Source organism: Pseudomonas sp. AK106, from assembly GCF_053903055.1.
The window spans coordinates 4,620,703-4,647,500 of the sequence record NZ_CP096426.1 but is presented as its reverse complement, the minus strand read 5'-3'; the positions used below and the strand labels follow the sequence as shown (position 1 = coordinate 4,647,500).

Here is a 26,798-nt window from a genome sequence, read left to right as displayed (position 1 = left end):
GTCCAGGTTTAAGGTGGTAGGCTGAAATCTTAGGTAAATCCGGGGTTTCAAGGCCGAGAGCTGATGACGAGTGTTCTTTAGAACACGAAGTGGTTGATGCCATGCTTCCAAGAAAAGCTTCTAAGCTTCAGGTAACCAGGAACCGTACCCCAAACCGACACAGGTGGTTGGGTAGAGAATACCAAGGCGCTTGAGAGAACTCGGGTGAAGGAACTAGGCAAAATGGCACCGTAACTTCGGGAGAAGGTGCGCCGGTGAGGGTGAAGGACTTGCTCCGTAAGCTCATGCCGGTCGAAGATACCAGGCCGCTGCGACTGTTTATTAAAAACACAGCACTCTGCAAACACGAAAGTGGACGTATAGGGTGTGACGCCTGCCCGGTGCCGGAAGGTTAATTGATGGGGTTAGCTAACGCGAAGCTCTTGATCGAAGCCCCGGTAAACGGCGGCCGTAACTATAACGGTCCTAAGGTAGCGAAATTCCTTGTCGGGTAAGTTCCGACCTGCACGAATGGCGTAACGATGGCGGCGCTGTCTCCACCCGAGACTCAGTGAAATTGAAATCGCTGTGAAGATGCAGTGTATCCGCGGCTAGACGGAAAGACCCCGTGAACCTTTACTATAGCTTTGCACTGGACTTTGAATTTGCTTGTGTAGGATAGGTGGGAGGCTTTGAAGCGTGGACGCCAGTCTGCGTGGAGCCAACCTTGAAATACCACCCTGGCAACTTTGAGGTTCTAACTCAGGTCCGTTATCCGGATCGAGGACAGTGTATGGTGGGTAGTTTGACTGGGGCGGTCTCCTCCTAAAGAGTAACGGAGGAGTACGAAGGTGCGCTCAGACCGGTCGGAAATCGGTCGTAGAGTATAAAGGCAAAAGCGCGCTTGACTGCGAGACAGACACGTCGAGCAGGTACGAAAGTAGGTCTTAGTGATCCGGTGGTTCTGTATGGAAGGGCCATCGCTCAACGGATAAAAGGTACTCCGGGGATAACAGGCTGATACCGCCCAAGAGTTCATATCGACGGCGGTGTTTGGCACCTCGATGTCGGCTCATCACATCCTGGGGCTGAAGCCGGTCCCAAGGGTATGGCTGTTCGCCATTTAAAGTGGTACGCGAGCTGGGTTTAGAACGTCGTGAGACAGTTCGGTCCCTATCTGCCGTGGACGTTTGAGATTTGAGAGGGGCTGCTCCTAGTACGAGAGGACCGGAGTGGACGAACCTCTGGTGTTCCGGTTGTCACGCCAGTGGCATTGCCGGGTAGCTATGTTCGGAAAAGATAACCGCTGAAAGCATCTAAGCGGGAAACTTGCCTCAAGATGAGATCTCACTGGAACCTTGAGTTCCCTGAAGGGCCGTCGAAGACTACGACGTTGATAGGTTGGGTGTGTAAGCGCTGTGAGGCGTTGAGCTAACCAATACTAATTGCCCGTGAGGCTTGACCATATAACACCCAAGCAATCTGCACAAAGACAGCAGATTGCGGTGTGTGAAGACGCATGAAGACGAAAGTTTGCGAACACACAAGCGGTACCTTGATCACATACCCGATTTGCTGAAGCGTTCGAGAGAACGAGTCAGTACCCGAATTTCTTGACGACCATAGAGCGTTGGAACCACCTGATCCCATCCCGAACTCAGCAGTGAAACGATGCATCGCCGATGGTAGTGTGGGGTTTCCCCATGTGAGAGTAGGTCATCGTCAAGATTAAATTCCAGAACCCCATTTGCGAAAGCAGGTGGGGTTTTGTTTTTGCGCGCGGAAAAAGCTGCCAACCTCTTATCGCTGCATCACCACCCATAAGGGAATGTTCGCAAGTCGCCCTAGCAACATCGAACGCTAACAAGTCCGCTCCCTCTGGTAGTCTTCTCCCTCTTTTGAAAGACCAAGGGGCGCAGCTATGCCGGTGACATCCAATCTTAACCCCGGATTTATGGTGGTCCATGGGAATCGCCTGGATGAGCTGCGTGGCCTAGTGGTGTCATGGATGCGGCGTTACCCGCTGACGCCCCTTGAGAACGAAGTGGCGCTGGTACAAAGCAACGGTATTGCTCAATGGCTGAAGCTCGCTTTGGCCGAAGATGCACAGGACGATGATCAAGGGGGTTGCGGCATTGCCGCTGCGATTGATGTGCAGTTGCCTGGCAGCTTCATGTGGCAGCTGTATCGGGCGGTGTTGGGCAAGGCCGAGATCCCGGAAACCTCGTTACTCGATAAAGCTCCCTTGACGTGGCGTTTGATGCGATTGCTCCCAGGCCTGATCAATCAGCCACACTTCGAGCCACTGCAACGATTCCTGACGGCCGATACGGACCTGCGCAAGCGTTACCAACTGTCCGAGCGACTCGCTGACCTGTTCGACCAATATCAGGTGTATCGCGCCGACTGGCTGGAAGATTGGGCTGCTGGCAAGCATCAACTCAGGACCGGTCGGGGGGAGGCAAAGCCGCTGAAAGCAGAGAACTGCTGGCAAGCCGAACTGTGGCGTGCGCTGCTCCATGATGTCGGGGCAGAGGGCATGGCCCAGAGCCGTGCCGGTGTGCATCAGCGTTACATCGAGCGCATCAACAGCCTGACCGAGGCGCCGGCCGGTTTGCCCGCGCGGGTTATCGTTTTCGGTATTTCCTCATTGCCGGCCCAGGCACTAGAGGCGCTTGCCGGGTTGGCTCGTTTCAGTCAGGTCCTGCTCTGCGTTCATAATCCTTGCCGCCATCACTGGGCAGACATCGTGGCTGACAAGGATCTCCTGCGTCACGAATACAAGCGTCAGTCGCGAAAACCCGGCATGCCGGTGGTGCTGAATCCTGACGCGCTGCACCAGCACGCTCACCCGTTGCTGGCGGCGTGGGGCAAGCAGGGTCGTGATTACATCAATCTGCTGGACAGTCATGACGACCCAAACAGCTACCGATCAATTTTTCGCGACGGGCGCATCGACCTGTTTAGCGAGAGCGAGCCTGCGACTGTCCTGAACCAACTCCAGGACGATATCCTAGAACTGCGCCCTTTGAGCGAGACCCGTGACGTCTGGCCGCCCGTGGACATCAAGACTGACCGCTCCATTCGCTTTCATGTCGCCCACAGTGCCCAGCGCGAAGTGGAGGTGCTGCATGACCAACTGCTCGCGCGCTTCAGCAAGGATCCGGACCTGCGTCCCCGGGACGTCATCGTCATGGTGCCGGACATCGACAGCTACGCTCCCCACATCCGTGCGGTATTCGGCCAGCTGGACCGTGACGATCGCCGCTTTATCCCCTTCACCCTCGCCGACCAGGGCCAACGCGGCCGTGATCCGCTGCTGATCGCCGTTGAGCATCTGCTGAAAATTCCGGACAGTCGATTCCCGGTCAGTGAAATCCTCGATCTGCTGGACGTTCCCGCATTACGCGCGCGGTTCGGCATTGATGAGCGTGACCTGCCAACCCTGCATCGCTGGATTGAAGGGGCGGGTGTGCGATGGGGGCTCAATGCAGACCAACGCGAAGGGCTGGGTCTGCCGGAACAGCTTGAGCAGAACAGCTGGCATTTTGGCCTGCGTCGGATGCTGCTGGGCTACGCCGTCGGTGCGGGTGCGGCTTACGACGGCATTCAGCCGTATGACGAAATCGGCGGGCTGGACGCGGCTTTGATTGGCCCTCTGGTGTCCCTGATCGATGCGCTTCAGGTCGCGCACAACGAACTCTCCCGGCCCGCCACACCCGCCATATGGGGCGCGCGCCTTCAGGCGATCATGCAGCTGTTCTTCATGGCTGACAGCGAGCATGACGACTACCTGCTCAGTCAGCTGGAAACCCTGCGCGAAACCTGGCTGCAGACCTGCGAGACCGTTGCCCTGGAAGAAGAGCTGCCCTTGACGGTCGTGCGTGAAGCCTGGCTGGCCGGGCTTGATCAAGGGCGGCTATCCCAGCGCTTTCTGGCCGGTTCGGTCAACTTCTGCACGCTGATGCCGATGCGCGCGATTCCTTTCAAAATCGTCTGCCTGCTGGGCATGAATGACGGCGATTACCCCCGAGCGCAGCCGCCGCTGGATTTCGATCTGATGGGCAGCGACTACCGTCCCGGCGACCGTTCCCGGCGTGAGGATGATCGTTATCTCTTGCTCGAAGCGCTGCTGTCTGCACGTGATCAGCTGTACATCAGCTGGGTGGGGCGCAGCATTCGCGACAATTCCGAGCGGCCGGCTTCGGTGCTCATCGGGCAGCTGCGCGATCATCTGTCCAGCGGCTGGCGACTGGCCGATGCCATCGAGCCCGAGGACGATAAAAAGCGTGATCCGGGGCAACAGTTGCTGCACAAACTGACCGTTGCACATCCGCTCCAGCCATTCAGTGCCAAATACTTCCAGGAGAACCCCGAGTTCTTCAGCTTCGCCCGTGAGTGGCAGGTGCTGCACGAAGCCGTCATGGAAGCGGGTGAAACAAAAGCGCTGAAAAAGCACCAGCAGGAAGAGCCCTTGAGCCTGATGCAGTTGCAGGATTTCCTGCGCAATCCGGTGAAGCACTTCTTTAGTCAGCGCTTGAAGATATTCTTTGAGGTCGCCGAGGCGCCATTGGCGGACGAGGAGCCTTTCGTGCTCGACGCGCTTGAGCGCTATGGCCTCAGCGACAGCCTGTTGCAAGCAGCGCTAACAGATCCCGAGCACATTCAGGAATCCCTACATGCTCAGGCAACGCGCTTGCAGGGCAGCGGCTTGCTGCCGATGGCCGGCTTCGGCACGTTGCTTCAGGATGAATTGATCGAACCGCTGCCCGACCTCGTCGCCCGTTATCACGAGCTACTGATTCGCTGGCCGGTGCGGCTGCACAGCGCGCTGCCGGTCAGTTATCAGCATCAGGGCGTCGAGCTCGATGGCTGGGTCGATGGGCTTTATCAGAACCCTCAGAACGAGTTACTCGCGATCACCGCTATTCCCAATGCCATCGCCAGCAAGAAGACGCGCAAGTGGCATCGTCTGACCAAGCCGTGGGTGAACCACTTGGTGGCCTGCGCGTGCGATCTGCCGTTGACCACGGCGCTGGTGGCCAGCGACGAGACGCTTTTGCTGCCGCCGCTGGACAAAGACACCGCCACGCGCACGCTGAATGACCTGCTGTTGGCCTGGCATCAAGGCATGCAACGACCGCTGCCGATTGCGGTGAAGACGGCGTTTGCCTGGCTAGGGCAAAACGATGAGGCCAAAGCCGACGCCGTCGCGGGCAAGGCCTATGAAGGCGATGGCCAGAACAGCAAGGGTGAGCGTGCCGAAAGCACCGCCCTGGCGCGTCAGTTCCCGGACTTCGACGCGTTGCTGGGCAGCGAGGAATTCGTGGGCTGGTGCGAGGCGCTGTACAAACCGATTTTTGAAGCGCCCTGGCAGGCACTTTCTCGCGAGGAGGCCGGCGCATGAGTGATGCACAACAACCATTGGCCCTGCGCTTCCCGCTGAAAGGCAGCCAGCTGATTGAAGCCAGCGCCGGCACCGGCAAGACGTTCACCATCTCGGCGCTGTACCTGCGTCTGGTGTTGGGGCATGGCAGCGAGGACTCAGGGTTTGGCCGTGAGCTGTTGCCGCCCCAGATTCTGGTGGTGACGTTCACCGACGCGGCGACCAAGGAACTGCGCGACCGCATTCGCACGCGACTGGCTGAAGCCGCGCGGTTCTTCCGTGAAGAAATTGAAGCGCCCGACGCGTTGATCGCTGGCTTGCGGGATGAGTTCGCGATTGAGCAATGGCCCGCCTGCGCCAGCCGCCTGGACATCGCGGCGCAGTGGATGGACGAAGCGGCGGTATCGACCATTCACAGCTGGTGTCAGCGGATGCTGCGCGAGCACGCCTTCGACAGCGGCAGCCTGTTCACCCAGAGTCTGGAAACTGATCACACCGATTTGCTGAGCGAAGTGCTGCGCGATTACTGGCGCAAGTTCTGCTACCCCATGAGTGGTGACGCGCTGATCTGGGTGCGCGAGAACTGGAGTGGCCCTGCGGCGTTGCTGCCAAGGGTGCGCGCGTTGTTCGGCAGTGAGCGGGGGAGCGTAACCGAAACCCCAACCGAGCTCATCGAGCAGTCGAGCCAGGAACGGCGCGAAACCCTCCGCCAGCTCAAGGCGCCATGGGCCAACTGGGCCGCTGAGCTGCACGCGATCTGCATCGACGGCGTCGCGTGCAAAGTGGTCGACGGTCGCAAGATGCAGGAGCGTTATTTCAGGCCCTGGTTCGACAAGCTGATTGCCTGGGCCAATGACGATGAGCAGGAGCAGCTCGACCTTGGCACCGGTTTCACCCGGCTGACCCCCGACGGCATCGCCGAAGCGTGGAAGAACAATCCGCCGTCGCACCCGGCGTTCGAGGCGATGGTCGAGCTCAAGGTGGCGCTGGACACGCTGCCAACGCCCGATGCGGCGGTGCTCGAGCACGCGGCGCAATGGGTCGGTGCGCGCTTTGAAGAAGAGAAGCGGCGCCGCGCGGAAATGGGTTTCGACGACATGCTGCTGCGCCTGGATGCGGCGTTGCGCGGAAGTGGCGGCGAGCGCCTGGCGACCCTGATCCGCGAGCAGTTTCCGGTCGTCTTGATCGATGAATTCCAAGACACCGACCCGGTGCAGTACCGCATTTTCGACAGCATCTACCGGCTTGAGGCCAACGACGAAAGCACTGGCCTGTTCCTCATCGGCGACCCGAAGCAGGCGATCTACGCCTTTCGCGGCGCCGACATCTACACCTACTTGCGCGCCCGGCAGGCCACGACCGGACGCTTGCACACCCTGGGCACCAACTTCCGTTCCAGCCACGCGATGGTCGATGCGGTGAACCACGTGTTCACGCGCGCGGAAACGAGCGAGGCCGGTCGCGGCGCGTTCTTGTTCCGTACGCCTGAGGACAATCCCGTGCCGTTTCTGGCAGTCGGGTCTCAGGGCCGTAAAGAGACGTTGCAGGTCGACGGTGAGGTCCTCGCGGCGCTCAACGTCTGGCAGCTGGAAACCGATCAGCCGGTGTCGGGCACGGTCTATCGTCAGCAACTGGCGGCGAGTTGCGCCAGTGAGATCGTCCGTTTGCTCAACGCCGGTCAACAAGGGCAAGCGGGCTTTGCGAAAGCTGGGGAGCCGTTGAAGAACCTGCTGCCCGCCGACATCGCGATTCTGGTGCGTGACGGCAAGGAGGCTCAGGCCGTGCGAGGCGAGTTGTCGGCGCGGGGCGTGCGCAGTGTGTACCTCTCGGACAAGGACTCGGTGTTTGCGGCGCAAGAGGCCCATGACCTGCTCGCCTGGCTCAAGGCCTGCGCCGAGCCTGACGCCGAGCGAACCCTGCGCGCGGCCTTGGCCTGCATCACCCTTGCGTTGCCGCTGGCCGAACTTGAGCTGCTGAATCAGGACGAACTGGCGTGGGAAAACCGCGTCATGCAGTTCCGCGATTACCGGCGCATCTGGCGCACCCAAGGCGTGCTGCCCATGCTGCGTCGGCTGCTGCACGACTTCAAACTGCCGCAGGCGCTGGTTCAGCGAACCGATGGCGAGCGTGTGCTGACCAACCTGCTGCACCTCAGCGAACTGATGCAGCAGGCCGCCGCCGAGTTGGATGGCGAGCAGGCGCTGATTCGTCATCTGAGCGAGCACTTGGCGCTGTCAGGTCAAGCGGGAGAAGAGCAGATCCTGCGCCTCGAAAGCGATGAGCAACTGGTCAAGGTGGTGACCATCCACAAATCCAAAGGCCTGGAATACCCGCTGGTGTTCCTGCCCTTCATCTGCTCGACGAAGCCAGTGGACGGCAGCCGTTTGCCGCTGCACTTTCACGACGCCGATGGCCACGCGCAGATCAGCCTCAAACCCACGCCGGCGCTGATTGAGCAGGCGGATGACGAGCGTCTGGCAGAGGACCTGCGTCTGTTGTATGTGGCCCTGACCCGCGCGCAACACGCGTGCTGGCTGGGCGTTGCCGATCTCAAACGCGGCAGCAACAGCGCCTCGACACTCCATCGTTCGGCGCTGGGCTACTTGCTTGGCGGCGGGCAGAAAATGGCTGAATCGGTGGCGTTGGGGCAGTGGCTGCGTTCGCTGGCAGAAGGTCATCCCGCCGTTAAGGTTGAGCCTGTGCCGCTGCCCACGACCGAGTCCTTCAGCGCGCCGCGCAGCGACGTCGCGTTGAGCAAGCCGCGCGTGCCCAGGCGCAGCGCTCGGGAGAACTGGTGGATTGCGTCCTATAGCGCGCTGCGCATCGGCGACACCATCACCGACAGCGGCGATCAGTCGCCAGACAGCCCGCAAGCGCAGAAGCTGTTCGACGATGAGCGTCTTGACCCGGATGCGCCGCGGGAGGTGATGGTCAGCGGAGGGGATATCCACCGATTCCCGCGCGGCCCCAACCCCGGCACCTTTCTGCACGGCTTGCTGGAATGGGCCGGTGAGAAGGGCTTTGCCGAAGCGGCGGCTGATCCGCTGGCGCTGGAGAAAGTCGTCGCCCAACGCTGCAACCGGCGCGACTGGAAAGGCTGGATCAACACGCTGACCGACTGGTTGCAGCATCTGCTGACCCTGCCGCTGCGTTTGGGCACAGACGTACAGCCCATGGCCTTGTGCGGGCTGGATCAGCCGAACCAGTACCGCGTCGAAATGGAATTCTGGTTCGCCTGCTCGAAGGTCGATGTGGCGCAGATGGACGCGCTGGTGCGCCGCTACACCCACAACGGCGCGCCTCGCGCGGCGGCAGAAACGGTTTCGCTGAACGGCATGTTCAAGGGCTTCATCGACCTGACGTTGGAGCACGAAGGTCGTTACTTCGTCGCCGACTACAAATCCAACTGGCTGGGCGTCGACGACGATGCCTACACCGAGCAGGCGATGGAAAACTCGATTCTGGAGAACCGCTACGACCTGCAATACGTGCTCTATCTGCTGGCCTTGCACCGTCAGCTCAAAGCACGTCTTGCCGACTACGATTACGACCAGCACATGGGCGGAGCGGTCTACCTGTTCGTGCGCGGCAGTCGCGCAGTGAGTCAGGGCGCGTGGTTTACCCGACCGCCCCGCGCGCTGATCGAAAGTCTCGATCTGCTGTTTCAGGGCCGAGCGCCGATTACGGAAGACCTGCTGTCAGGAGACCTCGCATGAACCGCACCTTCGCTCACTTGATGCCCACGGCGCTGGACGCCGACAGCCTGGCCGACCTGAAACCCCTCAGCCGCGTGGAGGATTTGCTGCTGTTGCTGCAGCGCTGGGTCGAACGCGGCTGGTTGCGCGCGCTGGACAAGGCCTTCGTGGCGTTTCTGGCCGACCTTGATCCTGCTGCCGATTCCCTGGTGCTGTTGGCGGCCACGCTGACCAGCCACCAGTTGGGTCACGGGCACGTCTGCCTGGACCTCTACGAAACCTTGAAAGAGCCGGACTTCGCCTTGTCGCTGCCGCCCGAGGGTGATGTGTTGTCGACGCCGATGCTGTTGCCGTCCTCGCTGCTCAAATCGCTGGACGGCGCAACGTGGTGCAAGGTGCTGGAAGCCAGCGCGCTGGTTGCTCACGCGGGGGATGTCTCTGAAGCGGCGGCGCAGAGGCCGTTGGTTTTATCCGATCGTCGCCTGTACCTGCGCCGTTACTGGACCTATGAGCGGCGGATCGATGCGGCGTTGCGTCGTCGGCTGGCTCAGGTGGAAACAGGGTTCAGCGATTTGCCCCAGCGGCTGGATGCGCTGTTCGGCCCGGCCAACCCCGCGCCTGACGCGTTGATCGATTGGCAAAAGCTGGCCTGCGCCCTGGCGACCCGTGGCGCTTTCAGCATCATTACCGGGGGCCCCGGCACGGGCAAGACGACCACGGTCGTGCGTTTGCTGGCGCTGCTGCAATCGCCGGCGGTTGAGCGCGGCAAGCCGTTGCGCATTCGCCTGGCTGCGCCGACCGGCAAGGCCGCGGCACGGCTGACCGAGTCGATCAGTCATCAGGTGCAGTCGCTGCAAGTGCAGGAAGACGTGCGGCAGAAAATCCCCAGCGAAGTCACCACGGTTCACCGCTTGCTGGGCAGCCGTCCGGGCACACGGCATTTTCGTCATCACGCGGGCAACCCGCTGCCACTGGACGTGCTGGTGGTCGACGAAGCTTCGATGATCGACCTGGAAATGATGGCTAACCTGCTCGACGCATTACCGCCCCATGCGCGCATGGTGCTGCTGGGCGACAAGGATCAACTGGCGTCGGTTGAGGCGGGCGCCGTGCTGGGCGATTTGTGCCGCGATGCGGAGGCGGGGATGTACAGCCCGCAGACCCAGGCGTGGCTTGAATCGGTCAGTGGCGAGGATCTTTCCAGAAGCGGTTTGCAGCAGGGCGATGATCAGCATCACGCGTTGGCCCAGCAAGTGGTGATGCTGCGCCATTCCCGGCGCTTCGTCGCGGGCAGCGGTATCGGTCAGTTGGCCAAACTGGTCAATCAGCAGCAGGACCAGGAAGCGCGCGCGTTGCTCGCGGCTCGTCAGTACCCGGATTTGTTTTCCCTGGTGCTCAAAGGTGAGCAGGACCGTGCGCTGTCGCGGCTGTTGCTCGACGGTCACGGCGATGGCCCACAAGGCTACCGTCATTATCTGGGCGTGATGCACGCGCAGCGGCCGCAATACCTGACGCAGATCGAAGACCCGCGCAGCGTCGAGTGGGCGCGGCAGGTGCTGAACGCGTTCGATGAGTTCCAGCTGCTGTGTGCCGTGCGCAAAGGGCCGTGGGGCGTGGAAGGGCTGAATCGAAGGACCACTGAAACGCTGTTCAGCGCCGGGCTGATCGAGAGTGATCATCAGTGGTACGAGGGCCGCCCGGTATTGATGACGCGCAACGACTACGGGCTGGGTTTGATGAACGGCGACATCGGCATTGCCCTGCGTCTGCCCGAGGGACCGATCGAGGAGAACCGTCAGGCGCTGCGTGTCGCGTTCCCCCGTAACGACGGCAGCGGCGGGGTGCGTTTCGTGCTGCCGAGCCGGCTCAATGACGTGGAAACGGTGTACGCGATGACGGTGCACAAGTCCCAGGGCTCGGAGTTCGCCCACACGGCGCTGATCCTGCCCGAGGCGCTGAACCCGGTGCTGACCAAGGAGCTGATCTACACCGGCATCACCCGGGCCAAGCACTGGTTCAGCCTGATCGAGCCGCGCCAGGGCGTGTTTGAAGAAGCCCTGCGGCGCAAGGTCAAGCGCCTGAGCGGGTTGATGTTGGGGCTGTGAGGCTCACGCCTCTTTGAGCGCAGGCGCTGATTGCGTAACGGCGTGATCCAGCCCCATGAACGTGCGCACGCGCGCGCCGCACTGGTTGGCAAGAATCGTTTGCGGTGCTGCGTCGACCTGCACGATGCCGTTTTCCATGAAGATCACCCGGTCGGAAATCGACAGGGCGAAGTCCATTTCGTGAGTCACGATGAGCATGGTCATGCCTTCCTTTGCCAGGTCGGCGATGACCTTGAGCACGTCGCCCACCAGCTCCGGGTCCAGCGCAGACGTCGGTTCGTCGAACAGCATGATCTGCGGGTCCATGGCCAGGGCCCGGGCAATCGCCACGCGCTGTTGCTGACCGCCAGATAACTGGTGCGGGTATTTGTGCGCATGGGCCAGCAGTCCGACCTTGTCGAGCAGGACGTAGGCGCGTTGCTCGCTGACGTCGCGGTCGCGGCCGTGATAACGCGGCGCGAGGGTGACGTTGTCGAGAATGGTGCGGTGGGGGAACAGGTTGAAGTTCTGAAACACCATGCCAATGCGCTGTACGCCCCGGCGAATCTGCGGCGCGTTGGGGTTGTCGCCGGCGTGAATGTAGCCCTCGCCAAACAGTATGATCTCGCCCTTGTCGATGGTTTCGAGACTGTTGACCGTACGAATCAGCGAGGTCTTGCCCGAGCCTGACGGGCCGATGATGGAAATGACCTGACCGGCGTCCACCTCCAGATTGATGCCCTTAAGCACCTCGTGCTGCCCATAGCTTTTGTGGATGTTGACCAGTTGCAGCGCCGGCGCCGAGCCCGGACCGGTTAGCGGCTGACGCGTCACTGCGGGCTGCGTGACCAGGCTGGCGCGCAGGTGAGTCAGGGCGGTGTCATCGAGGGTCTGCGGCTTGCGATTGCTCAGCTCAAGGTGATGCTCCAGCCAGTGAAACAGCCAGCCGAACACCGTCACAATCATCACGTAATACACCGCGACGGCGGACAGCGTTTCCATGACCAAAAAGTTTTGCGCGTACAGGCGTTGGCCCACGGTGAGCAGTTCGGTGAGGGAAATCACTGACACCAGCGAGGTCAGTTTCACCACGGTGATGTATTCATTCACCAGCGTCGGCAGGGAGATACGGAACGCCTGGGGGATGACGATAAGCCGCTGCATGCCGATCAGACCGACACCCAGGGCGCGGCCGGCTTCTTTCTGGCCCTTCGCAACAGAGATCAGGCCGCCCCGGTGAATCTCCGCCATGTAAGCCGCTTCCGTGACCACCAACGCAAGGAGGCCCGAATAGAAGGGGTTGGACAGCACGTCGCGGGTGACCGGAAACATCTGCGGCAGGTTGTAGGTAAACACCACCAGCACCAGCAGCGGGACACTGCGGAAGAACCAGATATAAATCGACGCCGGCACGCTGATCCAGCGCGCGGTCGACAGCTTGGCCGAGGCCAGCAGGAAACCCAGCAGCATACCGATGAACCAGCCCAGCGCGCTGAGCTCGATCACGGTGATGCAGGACTCCCAGAAGTCAGCGACCGAGAACAGAGAAAAAAAGTAGGACCATTCGAATTGCATACACACCTCAGCAGGGCGGGGCCCGGCGGGATTCTCTTATCAGACACGATCCCTGTAGGAGTGAGCTTGCTCGCGATGACTTCGGCACAGCCGACCCACCTTCATCGTCTGTCACGGCCAATCGCGAGCACGCTCACGCCTACACGGGATGAAGCATCAAGCCGTCAGTTGGCAGGCTCTTCCAGGTTGTATTTCTTCAACAGCGCAGCGTATTCGCCGGATTTTTTGGTCTCGTCGAAAGCCTTGAGCAACGCCTGATAAAGCTCGTCATTGCCTTTCTTCACGTAGATGCCAAGCGTTTGCTGGTAGATGGAATGCTCGGTGCTGACCACCACGCGGCCCTTGGTGCGTTCGGCGATCATGCCGGCGGCGCCGTCGATTTCCACTTGCGCCTGAACGTTGCCCGACAGCAGCGCCTGGGTCACTTCCGGTGCCGACGGGAATTCGCTGACGGCCACCGGGCCTTTGCCCTTCGGCACGCAGTATTCGGCGGAAAGCTTGTTGAACTGGGTGACCCACGTGGTGCCTTTTTCCAGGCCGATTTTCAGCCCGCACAAGTCTTCCGGCACCTTGGGTTTGAGCGGACTGTCCTTGAGCACCATGATCGCTGCGCCCGTTACGGCGTAGGGAATGGTCTGGGCCTGGGTCTGGCGCTCCGGCGTGATGTACATGCCCGAAATGATCGCGTCGTAGTGCCCGGCATTGAGGCTGAGGATCAGGCTGGAGAATTTGGTGTCGACAAACTCGGCCTTGAGGTCCATGTGCTTGGCGAGCAGGCGTGACAGGTCCGGGTCGGCACCAACGACGTTCTTCTTCTCGTCGTAGGATTCGAAGGGCGGGTAGGTGATCTCCATGCCGACCTTGAACTGCCCGGGCGTCACCGTGGTGGCAGCCTGCGCGGCGGATGCAGCAAACAGGGATGCGCCGAGCACGGCAGAGGCAAGCACGGTCAAGCGGACAGCAGTGTTCAGAGTGTTGCGCATCGTCGGTGACTCCACGTCAGGAAGGTAGGGCTGGGTGTGCTGATTAGTCGGGCGGGGCAGAGGGACGTACCGCATCACGATGCGTCCTGTGTCTGATTCTTCAGGTGGCCGAAGCTCGACGGCCTGCGTGCCTTTTCGTACAACTTGATTTCGCCGTTTTCGACCTTGCGCCGCAGGTACTGGTAGGTCTGCAGCGCCTGACCGAACATGTGCTCGCCGATGGTGATCTCTTCGTAGTCGGCCGTGCCCTTGTCGAACTGCGGAAGAGGCTTGATCTGGGTGTGGAAGTCGCAGGCGAAGAACAGCGGAAACGAGTAGCGCTCCTCGCTGACCGTGCGTACCCGATGGGCCGTAGCAACGAACGTACCAGCGGTCATGACCTCCAGCATGTCGCCGATGTTGACCACGAACGCGCCATCCACCGGGGGCGCGTCGATCCATTGACCCAGGTCGTTCATCACTTCAAGACCGGGCTTGTCGGCCAGCAGCATGGTGAAGCACTCGTAATCGGTGTGCGCACCAATTCCGGGCGCGTCCTGGGCGGCGCCGTCGAACGGGTAATGAATCAAACGCAGCTTGGAGGGCGGACGGGTGACCATCGCCTCGAAGTAGCCTTCCTCCAGGCCCAGCGCCAGCGCAAAGCCGTCGAACAGGCGGCGGCCCAGGGCAAATACTGCCGCGTAGTACGCCTGCACCGCAGAGCGAAAACCGGGCAGGTCCGGCCATTCGTTAGCGCCGATCAGCGGGGTTTTAGCGATCACCAGCGGGTCCTCGTCGCCCACTTCAAAACCGATATCGAAGGCTTCCTTGTGGTCCGGCTTGCCCTTGGCGTACACCTCTTCGCCCTCGGGCACGAAGCCTTTGTGGCTGCGTGAAGTGCCGATGTAGTGCTGCATTTTGTAGTCGAGGGATTGGGCGAACAGGTCCTTGGCCGCCTGACGCAGACCGTCGATCAGCGACGGCGCAATATCGTGATTTTTCACGTACAGAAAGCCCACTTCCCGCGCCGCCTTGCCCAGTTGGTCGGCGACGGCCTGACGCAGGGCGATGTCGGGGCTGAAGAGCCCGGCGATATCGACCACCGGGATGCTGCTGAAATTGGCGACCTTCGGGGCTGCCGCGTGCGACGGATCTGGCATAACGAGACGCTCCTTATCGGCTTGTTGTGTGGGTGAAGCGCTGGAAATGTTCGCGTTCGGTCTGGCCCATCCACACGTTCAGCGACCAGAGATCGGCCACCGGTACATTGGTGAAGGGCAGGTGATGCAGATAGCCGTCGGCACCAAATTCAGGCGTCATCGTGCTGACCTGACAACCCCGCGAATGCTGGGATTTCCACACGGCTTCCCAGTGCTGCTGATGGAAAGCCAGCTCGCGGGCGTACTCGGGGGCAGCGGGATGGGGGACTTGCGGGCCCTGGTCGTAGCCGACCCGGGCCTGAATATGATGGACACGCTCGACGAACGCGCTGAGGTCGTCTTCCGGGTCGTCGAGCAAACGCTCGCAGGTGACGATCCAGTGGCTGATGTCGCTGGTGAAGCGCAGATCGGGCAGTTGGCGGATCAGCTCAAGGGTGACCCACGGGTTGAACAGCGAGCGGGCACGGTGGGTTTCGAAAGTGACCGTCTGCCCATGCTTGCACGCCAGCTCCAGCGCCTGACCGAAGAAGTCCACCTGTTGCGGCAATTGCCAACGGTCATTGCCGGCCAGTACGTTGACGAAGCGTGGCGCCAGTTCGGTTGACCAGGCGAGCTTCTGCTCTAGGTCAGTGAGGTGTTCTGCGGTGGTCGCTGATTGTTCCGGGAGGACGTCGTAGGCGGTGAACACCGTGGCGATGTAAGGCACGTGATTGCCGCGCAGGAAGGCGCCGAATTCCGCGCGTTCAACCGGCGTCAGCGGCAGGCGTGCTTCCATGCCGTCGAACCCTGCTTCCAGCAGCTCGTCCAGCGCCTGGGCCTTGCTGGAGCGGTAGCCCCAGAGCGTGCGGAAGATTTCCAGTTTCATCGAGCGTCCTCAAAGATTGCGTCGTGCGGCTGACGTGTGACCCCAGACAGGGCTCCGCCACGGCGCAGGCCGAGACGGGGTACAGTGGCAGTGACATCAGAAAAGGCAATCTTCGGGCCGTGTCTCTACTGGACGGGCTCCTTTATTGGGGCCGATCTTAGATTCGGCCGATGAACGGGAAGAATAGGAAAGCTTAAATGCATAGTTCAGAGATTTCTGAACTATGGCGGGGAATGGCTTTTTAGATGGAGTTTCCAGCCATTCCACGATCTGGTGGGAGTGAGCTTGCTCACGAAGAGGGACGGCCATCCAATGCATCTTCAGCGGCTGAAATGCCGCTTTCGTGAGCAAGCTCACTCCCACAGGATCGCGTGGCGCCGAGACACTCTGTCTAAAGCCGACTTCTCATTAATCCACAAACGCCATCCGCCCGGTCTTGCCCAACAGAAACGCCTGATTGCGCTCGGTGGCCTCGCGGATGTAGTCCCACAACAACGTAATCCGCTTCAGCTTCCTCAAATCCTCCCGGCAGTACATCCAGAACTGCCTCGTGATATCCACCTCGCCTTCCAGCACCGGTAATAGCCGAGCATCCTGTGCCGCCAGAAAGCACGGCAGAATCGCCAGCGCTCGTCCTTGCAGCGCGGCGACATACTGGGCGATGACGCTGGTGCTGCGCAGAGTGGCGTGGGCGCCGGGGAGGAGGTTGCTGAGGTAGAGCAATTCCGAGCTGAACGCCAGGTCGTCGACGTAGCTGATGAACGGATGGTCAGCGAGGTCTTCGGTCTTGAGGATCGGCGCGTGGTTGTCGAGATAATCCTGGGTGGCGTAGAGCCTCAGGCTGTAGTCGCACAGCTTGCAGCACACGTAAGGCCCGTGCTCCGGACGCTCCAGCGCGATAACGATGTCTGCCTCGCGCTTGGACAGGCTGATGAAGTGCGGCAGCGGCAGGATATCCACTGAAATGGCCGGGTACGTGTCGGTGAAGTGACTGAGTTGCGGGGTGATGAAGAAGCTGCCGAAGCCTTCGGTGCAGCCCATGCGCACATGCCCCGACAATGCGACGCCGGAGCCGGACACCTGCTCGCAGGCGATGTGCAGCGTGCTTTCAATGGACTCCGCAGCGCCAAGCAAGCGTTGGCCTTCTGCAGTGAGGATGAAGCCGGTGTTGCGGGATTTCTCGAACAGCAGCGTGCCCAGTGACGTTTCCAGCGAGCTGATCCGTCTCGACACCGTTGTGTAGTCCACCGCGAGGCGTTTGGCCGCGGAACTGGCCTTGCGCGTGCGCGCCACTTCGAGGAAAAACTTCAGGTCATCCCAATTAAGGGCGCTCAAGGACGTGATGTTTTTTTGCATGTTGGACCTGCTTTTATGTGCGTTCTTATTAGAAGTTTGCACATCTATACTCCGAAGCGCGGCCGGATCCAACCAGCCCTTAATGCCTGATGCAGTGCCTGAATCCAACGAGGAAACGCCCCGGCAAATCGCTCTACCCCCAAACGCCATAACACCCTGCACAACAATAAATAAGCGGAGGAGTTTATGAAGAACGCTATTACGGCGGACGCTGGCGCACTCGATGCCAGTCCCGTGAAAAACGCCCGATCCTACCGGCTTGCCGGCGCGGCGAGCATGGCTGGCACGACCATCGAGTGGTACGACTTTTTCCTCTACGGCACAGCTGCCGCACTGATCTTCAACAAGATCTTCTTTCCTGCACTGGACCCGATCATCGGTGTGCTGGCGGCGTTCGCCACCTACGCCGTGGGCTTTCTCGGCCGGCCGCTGGGCGGCATTGTGTTCGGTCATTTCGGCGACAAGATCGGGCGCAAGTCCATGCTCCTGTTCACCCTGATGCTGATGGGCATTCCGACCATCATCATCGGCCTGATTCCGACCTACGAACAGATCGGCTATTGGGCCGCAGTGCTGCTCGTCGCGATGCGTTTCTTGCAGGGCATGGCCGTCGGCGGCGAGTGGGGCGGGGCGGTGCTGATGGCCGTCGAACATGCGCCCGAGGGCCGCAAAGGTTTCTACGGCAGCCTGCCGCAAACCGGCGTTGGCGCAGGGCTGGTGCTGGCGTCGCTGGCGATGGGCATGGTCGCCAAACTGCCGGAGGCCGACATGCTCAGTTGGGGCTGGCGGATTCCGTTTCTCGCCAGCGTCGTGCTGCTGGGCGTGGGCTGGTTGATTCGCTTGAAAGTGCCGGAGTCGCCCGATTTCGAGAAGCTCAAAAAAGACAACATCGCCGTCAAGGTGCCGCTGTTCAAAGTGTTCCGCGAGCACCCGAAAGAAACCCTGACCATCATCGGCGCACGCACCGCCGAGAATGCCTGGTTTTACATGTCGGTGACCTTCGCGTTGGCGTACGCCGCCAACCAGTTGCTCATCCCCCGCGCTGACGTGCTGAGCGCGATCACGGCTGGCGCTGCACTTTCTCTGGTCACGATGCCGCTGTGTGGGCACCTGTCCGACAAGGTCGGTCAGAAACGTCTGTATTTCGCCGGGCTTCTGCTGCTCTGCGCCTTCGTCTATCCGTTCTTCGCCATGCTCGGCACCCGCGAACCGCAGATGGTGTGGTGGGCGATGGTGTTGGCGGTGGGCGTGGTCTTCCCGATCCTCTACGCGCCGGAATCTCTGCTGTTTGCCCGTCAATTTCCGGCGGAAATTCGCTACAGCGGCATCTCCGTCTCGGTGCAGTTGGCGGGCGTTCTGGGCGGCGGATTCGCGCCGATGATCGCCACGCAATTACTGGCCATGGGCGGCGGCAGTCCGCGCTACGTGATCGCCTACCTGATCGGCATGGCGCTGGTGGCTTTGGTCTGTACCGCGCTGATGAAGCGCGATCCCCCTCGCCATCGCGCTGCCTGAAATCGACTTTTTTCAGCGCGGCCAGGCCGGCGCGCTGCCTTGAATGGAGCAATGGCAATGAACGTGTCACTGAACAAACACAACACCACCGTGGCCCGCGTGAAACTGCTGATCGGCGGCGAATGGGTTGAGTCGCAAACCACCGAGTGGCTCGACGTGGTCAACCCTGCCACCCAGGAAGTGCTGGCCCACGTGCCCTTCGCGACGGCCGCCGAGGTCGATGCCGCTGTCGCCGCCGCGCAGAAGGCCTTCGCAACCTGGCGGCACACGCCGATTGGCGCCCGCATGCGCATCATGCTCAAGTTGCAGGCGCTGATTCGCGAACACTCCAAACGCATCGCCGCCGTACTCAGCGCCGAACAGGGCAAAACCATCGCAGACGCCGAGGGCGATATCTTCCGTGGCCTGGAGGTGGTCGAGCACGCGTGCTCCATCGGCACACTGCAGATGGGGGAATTCGCCGAGAACGTCGCCGGTGGCGTGGACACCTACACGCTGCGTCAGCCCATCGGCGTCTGCGCAGGGATCACGCCCTTCAACTTCCCGGCGATGATTCCGCTGTGGATGTTCCCGATGGCCATTGCCTGCGGCAACACCTTCGTGCTCAAGCCATCCGAGCAGGACCCGATGTCGACCATGCTGCTGGTGGAGCTGGCGGTTGAGGCGGGCGTGCCAGCGGGCGTGCTCAACGTTGTGCATGGCGGCAAAGAGGTGGTCGACGGGATCTGCACCCACGAGGACATCAAGGCGGTGTCCTTCGTCGGTTCGACGGCGGTGGGCACTCACGTTTACGACCTGGCGGGCAAACACGGCAAGCGCGTGCAGTCGATGATGGGCGCGAAGAACCATGCCGTTGTGCTGCCGGATGCCAACCGTGAGCAGACCCTCAACGCGCTGGTCGGCGCCGGTTTCGGTGCGGCGGGTCAGCGCTGCATGGCGACGTCGGCGGTGGTCATGGTCGGCGCGGCGAAGCAGTGGATTCCCGATCTGAAGGCGCTGGCGCAGAAGCTCAAGGTAAACGCGGGAAGCGAGCCGGGCACCGATGTCGGGCCGGTTATCTCAAAGCGCGCGAAACAGCGGATTCTTGATCTGATCGAAAGCGGCGTTCAGGAGGGGGCCACCCTCGAACTGGACGGGCGCGGCATCACGGTAGCGGGCTACGAGGACGGCAATTTCGTCGGGCCGACGCTGTTCACCGGCGTGACGACGGAGATGCAGATCTACACTCAGGAAATCTTCGGGCCGGTGCTCGTGGTGCTGGAGGTCGACACGCTGGATCAGGCCATCGCCCTGGTCAACGCCAACCCGTTTGGCAATGGCGTCGGGCTGTTCACTCAGAGCGGTGCGGCAGCGCGCAAATTCCAGAGTGAAATCGACGTAGGTCAGGTCGGCATCAACATCCCGATTCCGGTGCCGGTGCCGTTCTTCAGCTTCACCGGTTCGCGCGGTTCGAAGCTGGGTGATCTGGGACCGTACGGCAAACAGGTGGTGCAGTTCTACACTCAGACCAAGACCGTCACCAGCCGCTGGTTCGATGACGACAGCGTGAATGACGGCGTGAATACGACGATCAATTTGCGTTGAGTGCGACGCGCTTTGAGCGGGCCTTGCTTGCTCGCGATCGCGTTGCGTCATTCAGCGTTGCGCTTTCTGAACGATCGCTTCGCGAGCAAGCTCGCTCCCACACGGGGCCTGCGTCGCCGGTGGAACTGGAACTGAACAAGGAGAACAACCATGAAAATCGCCTTCATCGGCCTGGGCAATATGGGTGCGCCGATGGCGCGGAACCTGATCCGTGCCGGGCATCAGCTGCATTTGTTCGACGTCAACCAACAGGTCTTGGCCGAGCTGGCCGAATTGGGGAGCCGCATCAGTGAGTCGCCCAAACATGCGGCTCAGGGCGCCGACCTGGTCATCACCATGCTTCCGGCTGCCGCTCACGTTCGCGCGGTTTACCTGAATGAAGACGGCGTACTGGCTGGCATCAGTGCAGGGGTGCCGGCGGTGGATTGCAGCACGATTGATCCACAGACCATCCGCGATGTGGCGGCGGCAGCGGCGAAACAACGCGTGGTGGTCGGCGATGCGCCGGTGTCCGGCGGGACCGGTGGCGCGCAGGCCGGGACGCTGACATTCATGGTCGGCGCGAGCCTTGAGCACTTTACGGTGCTCAAGCCGATCCTGGCGCAGATGGGCCGCAACATCGTCCATTGCGGCGAGGTCGGCACCGGGCAGATCGCGAAGATCTGCAACAACATGCTGTTGGGCATTTCCATGATCGGCGTGGCGGAAGCCATGGCGCTGGGCAATAGCCTGGGCATCGACACCGGCGTGCTGGCGACCATCATCAACAGCTCGACCGGACGCTGCTGGAGCTCGGAAATGTACAACCCGTGGCCCGGCGTCGTCGAAACCGCCCCGGCGTCCCGTGGTTACACCGGAGGGTTTGGCGCAGAGCTGATGCTCAAGGACCTGGGCCTGGCAACCGAAGCCGCCAAAGCCGCGCGCCAACCCGTGATTATGGGCGCGCTGGCGCAGCAGCTGTATCAGGCGATGAGTCTGCGCGGTGATGGCGGCAAGGACTTCTCGGCGGTGGTTGAGGGGTATATCAAGAAGGAAAACTGAGGGTGCACATCCGCCGGCCTCTTCCCGGCTAAAGCCGGTCCCACTAGGTAATCGAGTACATCCTTGGGGCTCGCGATTCCACTAAGGTTTTGCATGCGCCGCACTACCTTGTGGGAGCGAGCTTGCTCGCGAAGAGGCATTAACATCCGCTGAATATTTAGCGGCTGGAATGCCGTCTTCGTGAGCAAGCTCACTCCCACAGGTGCTGTGTTCACAGGAAGACGGCGGTGAAGAGAGCAGCATAAACAGCCTCATTTCACGGCGTCCTGTCCGAGGCATTCCCGGCTAAAGCCGGTCCTACAATGCGCACGCGGTCGCACCACAATTAACCCCGCGGGCCGTTGTAATTCTTGGCCCACTGCTCCTGGGCCACCAAATGCGCCTTAAATCGCGCGATCTGCTCGGCCACTCGCACCGGGGACGTTCCGCCCCAGCCGCCGCGCGCCGCCAGTGCCGCTTCCAGCGTCAGGCTCTCCAACACCTCTGGCGTCAGGCGCGGGTCGGTGTCGGCGAGCATCTTTGGCGTCAGCTCTGGCAGCCCGATGTCCTGCGCCTCGCACAGCTGAACCAGTTGTCCGGTGATCTCGTGGGCTTCCTTGAACGGCACGCCGCGAACGGCGAGCCAGTCCGCAATTTCCGTCGCCAGGGTGAACCCCAGGGGCGCCTGACGCAGCAACTCGTCCTTGCGCACCTTCATCGTGCGGACCATGCCGGCAAAGGCAGGCAGCACCAGATTCAGCGTGTCCAGAGCGTCGAAGATGGCGTGTTTGTCTTCGCTCAAATCGCGGTTGTACGACAGCGGCTGCGCCTTGAGCACCGACAGAATCGCGGTCAGCGAACCGATCAAACGGCCTGATTTACCCCGGGCCAGCTCGGCGATGTCCGGGTTCTTCTTCTGCGGCATGATCGAGCTGCCCGTGGCGTAGGCATCGTCCAGCTCGACCCAGCGAAACTGCCGAGACGTCCAGATGCAGAACTCCTCGGCCATGCGCGAAATATTGATCCCCAGCATGCTCGCGCAGAACAGAAACTCGGCCACGTGATCACGGCTGGCGACGGCGTCGATGGAGTTTTCACACGGGCCGGCGTAGCCCATTTCCGCCGCCGAACGTTGAGGGTCGCGGGCGATGGCGGAGCCGGCCATGGCAGCGGCACCGAGGGGCGATAGATTGAAGCGCTGATCCCAATCCTGCAGGCGCTGGATGTCACGATGAATCGCCTGGGCGTGGGCCATCAAATGGTGACCAAAGACAATCGGCTGCGCTTGTTGCAGGTGAGTAAAACCGGGCGCAATGGTCTCGACATGGGCTTCGGCCTGACTGACCAATGCCTGCTGCAGATCAAGAATCGACAGGGTCAGCACGCGAATCCGGTCACGCAGAAACAGCCGCATGTCATTGGCCGTCTGATCGTTGCGCGAGCGCCCGGCGCGAAGCTTGCCGCCCAGTGCGCCGAGGCGTTCGGTGAGCAGGCGCTCGATAAAGGTGTGCACGTCCTCGTCGGCGGGAATTGGCTGAATCGTGCCGGCGGCAAAATCCTCGTCAATCGATTGCAGCGCATCGATGATGCGGCGGGTTTCGTCGGCGTCCAGCAAACCGGCGCGCTCAAGCTCGTGGGCGTGGGCCTTGGAGCCTGCCACGTCATAAGGCGTCATGCGAAAATAGACGGCGGGCGAGCGTGACAGGTTGGCCATCGCTTCCGCCGGCGCGGACTTGAAGCGCGCGCCCCACAGGCGCTCAGTTGCATCGGACATATGCATTCCCCCTCAAACACGTGATTGCTGGCGAGCCAGGCGTCGACGACGTCAAGGGATCCTAGGAAAAACCGGCTGCCGATGAAACGTTACAAATGGCAAGTCGGGTTGGCAGAAATGGAAAGCTGACATCAACCCGCTCTTCAGATGAGTGGCGCTGATTATTTTTCTGTTACCGCAGGTGCCCGAATGTGCTGAAGTGGCACCCATTGCACCACCCGATTTTTCCCCTCGTCGACCTTTTCGCAGGATGCGCCCATGGATGGTTTCCTATCGCTTTATCAACACCTCGGCTGGACGTTGTCAGTGCTGGTGCTGCTGACGTTTCTGCTGGCCGGCACGGTCAAGGGCGTCATCGGCATGGGGCTGCCGACGGTTGCGATGGGCCTGCTGGGGGTGATGATGCTGCCGACCCAGGCGGCGGCGCTGCTGCTGATCCCCTCAACCTTGACCAACCTCTGGCAATTGGCGACCGGCGGGCATCTGCGCGGACTGTGCACGCGGTTGTGGCCGCTGCTGCTGACGATCGTCATCGGCACCATGCTCGGCTCCTACGCGCTGGGGCTTGGCAACGGGCACGGCATGGCGAGGGCGCTGGGCGGCGCGCTGTTTGTCTACGCGCTGTGCGGCTTGTTTCTGCCGACGCTCAAGGTGCCGCCTGCTGCCGAGCGCTGGCTCGGGCCTTTGTGCGGGTTTATCACCGGCCTGGTCACCGCGGCCACTGGCGTTTTCGTCATTCCGGCGGTGCCCTACATTCAGGGCCTGGGGCTGGATCGTAACGAACTGGTGCAGGCGCTTGGGCTGTCCTTCACTGTCTCGACCCTGGCGCTGGGCGTCGGTCTTTTCTGGAACGGCGCGGTGGGCAGCGCTGAAATGGGCGCTTCCTTGCTGGCGCTGATTCCCGCGTTGCTCGGCATGATGTTCGGCCAATGGCTGCGTCAACGCATCAGCGCATTGGTGTTCAAGCGCATGTTCTTCATCGGCATGGCGCTGCTGGGCGCGCACTTGATGATCGCTGGGTAAGCCAGCCGGATTGATCGGCTTTCTCACCCGCCTGCGTGATAACAAGGATTCATTAATCACCGGCCCATTCGTGATTCCCCCGCAAAGGTATTTTGCCCGCTGCCTGCTTATTCGCTGCTCGCCTGACCGCTATTCTGCCGTCCATTCCAATTGAAGACCCTCAATCCGGTACCGCTGAACGGCGGACTGCATTGACGGCGGACGAGGCTTGATATGAAAAAAGTACTGTTTCTCAACGGCGGCAAACAATTCGCCCATTCCGACGGCCGCTACAACACCACGCTGCATGAAGCCGCCATGGCGCTTCTCGATCACGCCGGGTTCGACGTGCAGCAGACCTTCATCGACGGCGGCTACAACGTGGCCGAGGAAGTGCAGAAGTTTCTCTGGGCGGACGTGATCATCTGGCAGATGCCGGGCTGGTGGATGGGCGCGCCGTGGACGGTTAAAAGGTACATCGACGAAGTCTTCACCGAAGGTCAAGGCAGCCTGTACGCCAACGACGGTCGCACTCGCTCCGATGAGTCCCGGCGGTATGGCAGCGGCGGCTTGCTGCACGGCAAGCAGTACATGATTTCCGCCACCTGGAACGCGCCGCAGCAAGCGTTCGACGACCCGGCAGACTTTTTCGAAGCCAAGGGCGTGGATGCCGTGTACTTCCCGTTCCACAAGGCCAACCAGTTCCTCGGCATGACCGGCCTGCCAACCTTTCTGGCCGTGGACGTGATGAAAATGCCGAACGTCGAAGCAGACGTGAAGCGGTACGAAGCGCATCTGGCCTCGGTGTTCGGAATCTGAGCGCGGGCCCGCAAGCGCGCTAATATCCGGTCTCTTGTGAGCGGGAGACAACAGTGAAAGCCAGGTCGGATGAGTTGCAGGTGTTTGTCACGGTGATCGAAAGCGGGTCGATTTCAGCCGCCGCCGAGCAGGTCGGGCAGACGCCCTCGGCGATCAGCCGCACCTTGTCTCGACTCGAAGGCAAGCTGGGCACGACGTTGATCAACCGCACCACGCGGCGCATGGACCTGACCGAGGAGGGCAAGTATTTCCTTGAGCGGGCCCGGCAGATTCTGGATCAGATGGAAGAGCTGGAAGAGCGCATGTCGGTGCGCCAGCAGACGCCGTCCGGCCGGTTGCGGATCAACGCGGCGTCGCCCTTCATGCTGCATTCAATCGTCCCGTACGTCGCCGAGTTTCGCACAATGTATCCGGACATCCAGCTGGAGCTGAACAGCAACGATCTGATCATTGATCTGCTGGAGCAGAGCACCGATGTGGCGATCCGCATTGGCGTACTGGCCGATTCGACCCTGCATGCCCGGCCCCTCGGCAGCAGCCCGCTGAACATTCTGGCCAGTCCTGAATACCTCGAAAAACACGGCACGCCGACAACCGTTCCAGCGCTGAGCGGGCATTCACTGCTCGGCTTCACCCAGACCGAAACCCTCAATCACTGGCCGTTGCGCCACGCCGACGGGGATCGGCTGTTCATCCAGCCAACGGTGTCGGCCTCCAGCGGCGAGACGTTGCGCCAGTTGGCGCTGGCGGGAGAGGGCATCGTCTGCTTGTCTCACTTCATGACCCACGAAGACATCCGCCAAAGCCGCCTCAACGTCATCCTGCCCCAGGCCAACAGCGGCTATCGCCAGCCGATCCACGCGGTGTACTACCGCAACTCGCAGCTGGCGTTACGGATTCAGTGCTTTCTGGATTTCATTCAGGAGAAGCTGGCGGTGTACGCCGCGTGAACCTGCTTACATTCCCTGTGGGAGCGTGGCTTGTCCCGCGATCTGCCGGGAACCGGCAGCAAACCCTGCAAACGCGGTCTGTCTGGAGGACTTGATTGGAATGGTTTTGCTACTGCTGCGCAGCAGATCGCGGGACAAGCCACGCTCCTACAGGCAGGTATCACGCCTCACTAATCCCGCTGAACTCCGCCCGCAACATCTCCACAAATGCCTCCCGCGCCGGGTGATGTTCGGCGTTCTCGTGCCAGTAAAACAGGTTGTCGATGGAGGTCAGTTCAGGGAATTCATAACCGACCCAGCCAGAGCCTTTGCGGTACTGCTCGTAAACACCCTTGGGCACCAGCGCCACGCCAGCCCCGGCGCTGACGCAACCGACGATGGTGCCGTAGTTGGCGATGCTGACGATGGGCTGAGTCTGGCCGTCGTGCTGCAACCATCGCTCCAGCGCTGCGCGATAAGGGCAGCCTTCGGGCCACATGAAAATCGATTTGCCCTGCAGATCCGCCGCGCTGCGTATCGGGCCCAGCGACTCGGCCGCAATCAGCACCAGATCCTCCCGGTACATCGACGTGCGTTTGAGCCGGGGGCGTTTTACGTCGATGGCGACAATGGCGCCATCGAGCTTCTGGTTAAGCGTCGCTTCCAGCAGTTGTGCGCCGGTACCGGTGGTCAGTTCCAGCGACACTTGCGGATAACGCGCATGAAAGCGCGCCAGCAGTCGCGGCAGCCGCGCCGTGGCCGAGGACTCGATGGCGCCGATGCGCAACGGCCCCGACGGCGCCGCATCCGGATGCACCGCGCGCTTGGCTTCGTCGGCCAGGCTGAGCATCTTGCCGGCGTAGGTGAGGAAAATTTCCCCCGCCGGGCTGATGCGCAATCCACGGCCCTGACGGTAAAACAGCTCGGTGCCCAGCTCCGCCTCAAGCGCCTTGATGCGCGCGGTGATGTTCGACGGGACGCAATGCAAGACCTCCGCCGCGCGGGCAATGCTGCCGGTGTCGACGACGGTCTTGAACATGCGGATCTGGGCCAATTCCATTCATCACCAACAGTGAGGGGTTGCGTCATTATT

General features: G+C 61.4%; 16 protein-coding genes and 2 rRNA genes (1 of these 18 running past the window's edge). 11 read left to right on the top strand and 7 right to left on the bottom strand.

The features are described 5' to 3' along the window. The 5 genes from M1E04_RS20475 to recD form a co-directional block, all read left to right on the top strand. Nucleotides 1-1,445: ribosomal RNA gene (locus M1E04_RS20475) — 23S ribosomal RNA — on the top strand (it extends 1,448 nt beyond the left edge of the window). Nucleotides 1,446-1,591: 146 nt separating this feature from the next. Next, a 5S ribosomal RNA gene (gene rrf, locus M1E04_RS20470) occupies nucleotides 1,592-1,707 on the top strand. Between the two features lie 193 nt (nucleotides 1,708-1,900). Beyond that, nucleotides 1,901-5,386: an exodeoxyribonuclease V subunit gamma gene (recC, locus tag M1E04_RS20465; RefSeq protein ID WP_456291947.1), complete on the top strand. Its 3,486-nt coding sequence runs from the start codon at nucleotides 1,901-1,903 to the stop codon at nucleotides 5,384-5,386. Further along, on the top strand, nucleotides 5,383-9,081 hold the full coding sequence (gene recB, locus M1E04_RS20460; protein ID WP_456291946.1) for an exodeoxyribonuclease V subunit beta: 3,699 nt from the start codon (nucleotides 5,383-5,385) through the stop codon (nucleotides 9,079-9,081). Before recC ends, recB begins: the two co-directional genes overlap by 4 nt. Further along, a complete protein-coding gene (gene recD / locus M1E04_RS20455) occupies nucleotides 9,078-11,165 on the top strand; it encodes an exodeoxyribonuclease V subunit alpha (RefSeq protein ID WP_456291945.1) in 2,088 nt (695 codons plus the stop codon). Before recB ends, recD begins: the two co-directional genes overlap by 4 nt. A gap of 3 nt (nucleotides 11,166-11,168) precedes the next feature. Here the strand turns inward: recD and M1E04_RS20450 are convergent, their stop codons facing one another. The 5 genes from M1E04_RS20450 to M1E04_RS20430 all read right to left on the bottom strand — a co-directional run bounded on the left by M1E04_RS20450 (nucleotide 11,169) and on the right by M1E04_RS20430 (nucleotide 17,062). Beyond that, a complete protein-coding gene (locus tag M1E04_RS20450; RefSeq protein WP_456291944.1) occupies nucleotides 11,169-12,719 on the bottom strand; it encodes an amino acid ABC transporter permease/ATP-binding protein in 1,551 nt (516 codons plus the stop codon). A gap of 164 nt (nucleotides 12,720-12,883) precedes the next feature. After that, nucleotides 12,884-13,702: an ABC transporter substrate-binding protein gene (locus M1E04_RS20445; RefSeq protein WP_456291943.1), complete on the bottom strand. Its 819-nt coding sequence runs from the start codon at nucleotides 13,700-13,702 to the stop codon at nucleotides 12,884-12,886. A gap of 74 nt (nucleotides 13,703-13,776) precedes the next feature. Further along, nucleotides 13,777-14,841: an isopenicillin N synthase family dioxygenase gene (locus M1E04_RS20440; RefSeq protein WP_456291942.1), complete on the bottom strand. Its 1,065-nt coding sequence runs from the start codon at nucleotides 14,839-14,841 to the stop codon at nucleotides 13,777-13,779. Nucleotides 14,842-14,854: 13 nt separating this feature from the next. Continuing rightward, a complete protein-coding gene (locus tag M1E04_RS20435; protein ID WP_456291941.1) occupies nucleotides 14,855-15,706 on the bottom strand; it encodes a sugar phosphate isomerase/epimerase family protein in 852 nt (283 codons plus the stop codon). A 408-nt stretch (nucleotides 15,707-16,114) separates the two neighbouring features. Then, nucleotides 16,115-17,062, bottom strand: a complete 948-nt coding sequence (locus M1E04_RS20430) for a LysR family transcriptional regulator (protein WP_456291940.1) — start codon at nucleotides 17,060-17,062, stop codon at nucleotides 16,115-16,117. A gap of 186 nt (nucleotides 17,063-17,248) precedes the next feature. On the opposite strand from M1E04_RS20430, the gene M1E04_RS20425 reads away from it, so the two are divergent. The 3 genes from M1E04_RS20425 to mmsB all read left to right on the top strand — a co-directional run bounded on the left by M1E04_RS20425 (nucleotide 17,249) and on the right by mmsB (nucleotide 21,202). Next, on the top strand, nucleotides 17,249-18,577 hold the full coding sequence (locus M1E04_RS20425) for an MFS transporter (RefSeq protein ID WP_192132469.1): 1,329 nt from the start codon (nucleotides 17,249-17,251) through the stop codon (nucleotides 18,575-18,577). A 57-nt stretch (nucleotides 18,578-18,634) separates the two neighbouring features. Further along, a complete protein-coding gene (locus tag M1E04_RS20420; RefSeq protein WP_192132467.1) occupies nucleotides 18,635-20,161 on the top strand; it encodes a CoA-acylating methylmalonate-semialdehyde dehydrogenase in 1,527 nt (508 codons plus the stop codon). Between the two features lie 150 nt (nucleotides 20,162-20,311). Next, nucleotides 20,312-21,202: a 3-hydroxyisobutyrate dehydrogenase gene (mmsB, locus tag M1E04_RS20415; RefSeq protein WP_456291939.1), complete on the top strand. Its 891-nt coding sequence runs from the start codon at nucleotides 20,312-20,314 to the stop codon at nucleotides 21,200-21,202. 325 nt (nucleotides 21,203-21,527) lie between these two features. Here the strand turns inward: mmsB and argH are convergent, their stop codons facing one another. Beyond that, nucleotides 21,528-22,955, bottom strand: coding sequence for an argininosuccinate lyase (gene argH / locus M1E04_RS20410; protein WP_296313996.1), 1,428 nt, complete (start codon nucleotides 22,953-22,955; stop codon nucleotides 21,528-21,530). 258 nt (nucleotides 22,956-23,213) lie between these two features. Between argH and M1E04_RS20405 the strand changes: the two genes are divergently transcribed. From M1E04_RS20405 to M1E04_RS20395, 3 genes are all read left to right on the top strand, one after another. Continuing rightward, nucleotides 23,214-23,978, top strand: a complete 765-nt coding sequence (locus tag M1E04_RS20405; protein ID WP_065990235.1) for a sulfite exporter TauE/SafE family protein — start codon at nucleotides 23,214-23,216, stop codon at nucleotides 23,976-23,978. Nucleotides 23,979-24,191: 213 nt separating this feature from the next. Then, the gene (locus tag M1E04_RS20400; RefSeq protein ID WP_369318821.1) at nucleotides 24,192-24,776 is read left to right on the top strand and encodes an NAD(P)H-dependent oxidoreductase; all 585 of its coding nucleotides are present in this window, start codon (nucleotides 24,192-24,194) and stop codon (nucleotides 24,774-24,776) included. A 53-nt stretch (nucleotides 24,777-24,829) separates the two neighbouring features. After that, on the top strand, nucleotides 24,830-25,726 hold the full coding sequence (locus M1E04_RS20395; RefSeq protein WP_456291938.1) for a LysR substrate-binding domain-containing protein: 897 nt from the start codon (nucleotides 24,830-24,832) through the stop codon (nucleotides 25,724-25,726). Nucleotides 25,727-25,886: 160 nt separating this feature from the next. Here the strand turns inward: M1E04_RS20395 and M1E04_RS20390 are convergent, their stop codons facing one another. Next, complete coding sequence (locus tag M1E04_RS20390) at nucleotides 25,887-26,765, bottom strand: LysR family transcriptional regulator (RefSeq protein ID WP_369318823.1); 879 nt, start codon at nucleotides 26,763-26,765, stop codon at nucleotides 25,887-25,889. Nucleotides 26,766-26,798 lie beyond the last annotated feature (33 nt).